The 4,273-nt window shown below is 39.6% G+C and carries 2 protein-coding genes and 4 pseudogenes; 4 read left to right on the top strand and 2 right to left on the bottom strand.

From position 1 onward, the window contains the following. Positions 1-212, top strand: a pseudogene (locus tag CBG25_RS13535) (hypothetical protein); the annotation flags it as partial. A gap of 123 nt (positions 213-335) precedes the next feature. On the opposite strand, the pseudogene sppA reads toward CBG25_RS13535, so the two are convergent. Beyond that, positions 336-2,218 (bottom strand): annotated as a pseudogene (gene sppA / locus CBG25_RS13540) (signal peptide peptidase SppA). A gap of 273 nt (positions 2,219-2,491) precedes the next feature. Here sppA and CBG25_RS13545 point away from each other — a divergent pair. The 3 genes and pseudogenes from CBG25_RS13545 to CBG25_RS13555 form a co-directional block, all read left to right on the top strand. Beyond that, a pseudogene (locus tag CBG25_RS13545) lies at positions 2,492-2,980 on the top strand (NAD(P)H nitroreductase); the annotation flags it as partial. After that, positions 2,981-3,923: pseudogene (gene selD, locus CBG25_RS13550) on the top strand (selenide, water dikinase SelD); the annotation flags it as partial. Positions 3,924-3,926: 3 nt separating this feature from the next. Further along, positions 3,927-4,097, top strand: coding sequence for a hypothetical protein (locus tag CBG25_RS13555; RefSeq protein WP_290607264.1), 171 nt, complete (start codon positions 3,927-3,929; stop codon positions 4,095-4,097). Between the two features lie 10 nt (positions 4,098-4,107). Here CBG25_RS13555 and CBG25_RS13560 read toward each other — a convergent pair. Further along, on the bottom strand, positions 4,108-4,273 hold a 166-nt coding region (locus CBG25_RS13560; RefSeq protein ID WP_290603847.1), incomplete at its 5' end, for a transposase domain-containing protein.

The following is a 4,273-nucleotide window of genomic DNA, read 5'->3' on the forward strand; positions in this document are numbered from 1 at the left end:
ATCGAGAAGTTAAACAAAATTGTGGTATTGAACGCTGTCAGGCTCGCACGAGCCGAGCGCAAAGAAATCATATTTTTCTCGCTATTTCTGCGTGGTTTGAACAACATAAACGTCGTATATCTGAAAAAATAACCCTTTATCAACAAAATTGGGACGTAATCAAAAATGCTATTGCTGAGCACATCCGTGTTTTATTAGCGTACCCAAATTAGTTTTGTGCGAAACTCGTGGAATTATAAAGTAGTTAGCTAATAAAATCTGTGGGATATTAAATATTAATATAAAATAAAGCGCCCATATGCAGGGCGCTAGAGTTGAACAAAGATGGCTATTTATTAATAAACTTCACCACAATTTAAACAAAATGCGTAGCGATTTTGTGGATCATTCATATGCTGGTAAAATTTGATTTGTTGCTGCAGGTTGCTAGCCATTTTTTGCGGAAGTAACAATTGCAGTGTATTGGGCATCATTGCCTCAGCGCTTGAAGTTAATTCAAATATTAATTGATCAATAAAAGAACGTTCAGGCTGCATCCAGTCAAGTGATGGTGTAGTGATTTTAGCTAACTCAGCCGCTTTATTTACAGCATCATCAAAATCACCCAGTTTATCAACTAAACCGTTTTGTAGTGCGTCTGAACCTACCCACACCCGACCTTGAGCGATTTTATCTATCTCTGCCGGTGTTTTGTGGCGCGAATGAGCAACATATTTTAAAAAGGTGTTATAGCCATTTTCTATGGTGATTTGCATCATGTCAGAAAATTGTTTATTGATCCCTTTTGTAGCTGAGATATCCGCTAACGGCGTGGTAGAAACCCCGTCAGTATAAACGCCAATTGTATCTAAGCTTTTTTCAAAGGTATTTATCACACCGAAAATACCAATTGAACCGGTCAGGGTTGTTGGACTGGCAAAAATATAATTGGCCGGTGTTGAAATCCAATAACCTCCTGATGCCGCCATTCCTCCCATCGAGACTACAATAGGTTTATTGGCCTCGCGGACAGCAACAAGTTCATTCCGTATTGCTTCTGAAGCGCTAACACTGCCACCAGGACTATTAACACGTAACACAATCGCTTTGATATCAGGGTTAAGTCTTGCTTTACGTATTTGCGCTACCGTTGTTTCGCTGCCAACCATGTCAGGCTCTTGTGGTCCATCTATAATGGCGCCTTGAGCAATTATCACAGCGATATTTCCAGCTTGCTCATCGGATTGTTTTTGCCGCATTAGCTGATTTTGCTGGGGTTGTTCATTGGCATAATCATAGATACTGATGTAATTAAAATGTTGCTCTTTATCATTCCAACCAAATTTTTTGCTTAACTCTTTCTCCATAACTGCGCCGGTAAATATATGATCAATGAGTTTTTGTTTAACCGCATATTGCGCACTATCACCATTGACGCTTTTCATTTCTTCAATCAATTTATTGGCACCAGGGAAGATATTTTCTGGCGTCATTTGTCGGTTTTGCGCCACTGTTAATAAATAATGTTGCCATAGTGAACCAATCCACACTTTATCGGCTTCACGTGCTTCAGGTGACATATTGTCACGAATAAATGGCTCTACCACTGATTTATAGGTGCCAACACGGAAAATATGGCTATTGACTTTTAGGTTATCCAGTAGCGTCTTATAAAAGAGTTTATTGGTTGAAAAACCGTAAATTCCGACATGACCCTGTTGTGACATATAGATATTATTGGCAAAACTGGCTAAATAATATTGCGATTGATTATAGCCATTACCTACAGCGTAAATAGGTTTTCCCGCTTGCTTAAACTCTATCAACGTCTTACCAATATATTGTAAAGATGGTTGGTCAGAACCAATCAGATTATCCAGTTGTAAAACGATACCGGTAATTTTGTCGTCATAAGTTGCCCGGCGGATAATATTTACAATGTCAAATAAGGAGTTTTCTTGCATGCGTTTGCTTGATGAGCCTAACAATTCACGGCTCATTTTACCAAGAGGATTAGGGATAGAGACTTGATCAACAATTACACCTTGTAGATGAATAAGTAGCGCACCATGATATTGGCTCGTCGATTTTTTTTTTCACTATTATAGGCAAAGTAACTGCTTGCTGCTATAAAGATTAAAAAAAGACAGATAAAACTTGTGACAAATCGTCTGATAAAATTAAGTAATCGCCAACTAAATTTAAAACAGGTTGCGATTAAATTCCATGGGTTTCGCATGTGATCTCCAATTATATGATTAACATATTTATCTTAAAAAAACATAAGATAATTGTCAGCCATAACTCATAGAATAATTAAAAATATTATTTTATTGCTATTCAAGCTGATTGAAAATGTTACCTTACTATACTAATGCTGATGATAATATTCTATTTTTGAGAAACATACTTATAAGATGGTCATTTCTACGCTATTTCTACGCTATTTCTACGCTATTTCTAGGCTATGCAAATAGTTGCAATATAAGTGAATTTCAACAAGGAGGAATCTATGGATGCTTTAACACTATTATTAACCCGTCGTTCCATGAGTCATTTGACAACACCGGCACCTGAAGGTCAATCACTGGATAATATTTTGGCAGCCGGAATGCGAGCCCCTGATCATGGTACGTTACGCCCCTGGCATTTTGTGGTGATCCAAAATCAAGGACTCGATAAATTTGGTCAGTTACTGGAAAAAGCCGCAATTAACGCTAATTTGGGCAAAGAGGCTGAAGAAAAAGCCAAAAAAGCACCTTTACGAGCTCCGTTAATTATTGCTGTTATTGCTAAAGTTGTCGTCAATACAAAAATTCCTGCCTGGGAGCAAGTTATTACTGCTGGTTGTTGTGTTCATGCTATGCAGATGGCTGCTGTTGCTCAAGGATTTGGTGGCATCTGGCGTACCGGCTCTTGGACCACTGATCCGGTGGTGAGATCAGGTTTAGCTTGCCAACAAGATGATAAAATTGTTGGCTTCCTCTATTTAGGAACGCCAAAATTTAATGATCCTCATTTGCTGGTTGGTAACGAGACCAACGATGACGCTGCTGTTTATGATCTTGGCAATGGCGTAGGGATTATTAGTACCTCAGATTTTTTTATGCCAATAGTGGATTCGCCGATTGATTTTGGACGTATTGCTGCCACTAATGCAATTAGTGATATTTATGCGATGGGCGGTAAACCCATTATGGCGATTGCGATATTAGGTTGGCCCATTAATAAAATCCCAGTTGAGATAGCCCAGCAAGTGATTGAAGGGGGGGGGGATGGTTTGTCAGGATGCTGGCATATCACTTGCAGGTGGTCATTCGATCGATGCGCCAGAACCGATATTTGGTCTTGCCGTGACAGGTGTTATTAATACCGCTAAAGTAAAAAAGAATAGCACTGCAGTTGCGGGTAGCCAATTATTTTTAACTAAACCATTAGGAATTGGTATTCACACAACGGCAGAAAAGAAAAAGTTATTGTTACCTGAACATCAAGGGGTAGCGACTCAGATTATGTGTCAATTAAATAAATCAGGCTCAGAATTGGCAAATATTGAAGGAGTTACTGCGATGACCGATGTAACTGGTTTTGGTTTGTTAGGCCATTTAACTGAAATCTGTCGAGCGGCTAATTTACAGGCGACGGTGGCTTTTTCGCAAATAGCTAAATTACCTCATATTGAAAGTTATATTGAGCAAGGGTGTGTACCAGGTGGAACCCAACGTAATTTTGCCAGTTACGGCCATTTTTTAGGCCAGATGACACCGTTACAACGCAATGTATTATGTGATCCGCAGACCTCAGGAGGACTACTAATGGCGGTGTTACCAACAGCAATTGCTGAAGTTAAACAAATTGCCTGGCAAAATAATTTATCTCTTAGCGCAATCGGTCAATTAGAGCAATCCAAATCTGGCAGAGCGATGATTGAGGTAGTTGAATAACCTATGCGCCGTCTATTTATTGCAGAAAAGCCCAGTTTAGCGCGTGCTATAGCTGATGTTTTACCTAAACCACACAAACGACAAGATGGTTTTATTGTCTGTGGTGATTCGCAATATGTGACTTGGTGTATTGGTCATTTATTGGTAAGCGTCATTGGAACCACACAGAGATAGGTAGCGTGGTTTAAGGTAAGGTAATTTTCCAGGGCAGCAGTACGTTCCAGTCTATATCTTCATCAGGGGATTTTAGCGACGTCAGCAATGCCAGAAGATAATCGTACGGGTTAAGACCATTGATACGTGCACTTTCCACCAGGCTGTACAATAGCGCACTTGCATGAGCACCCGCT

It is taken from the genome of Arsenophonus sp. ENCA (assembly GCF_002287155.1).
Lineage (GTDB): Bacteria > Pseudomonadota > Gammaproteobacteria > Enterobacterales > Enterobacteriaceae > Arsenophonus > Arsenophonus nilaparvatae.

Excerpts from the sequence above, each read along its gene's own strand:
- CBG25_RS13555 (WP_290607264.1), top strand. The coding sequence starts at position 3,927 with ATGCGCCGTCTATTTATTGCAGAAAAGCCCAGTTTAGCGCGTGCTATA.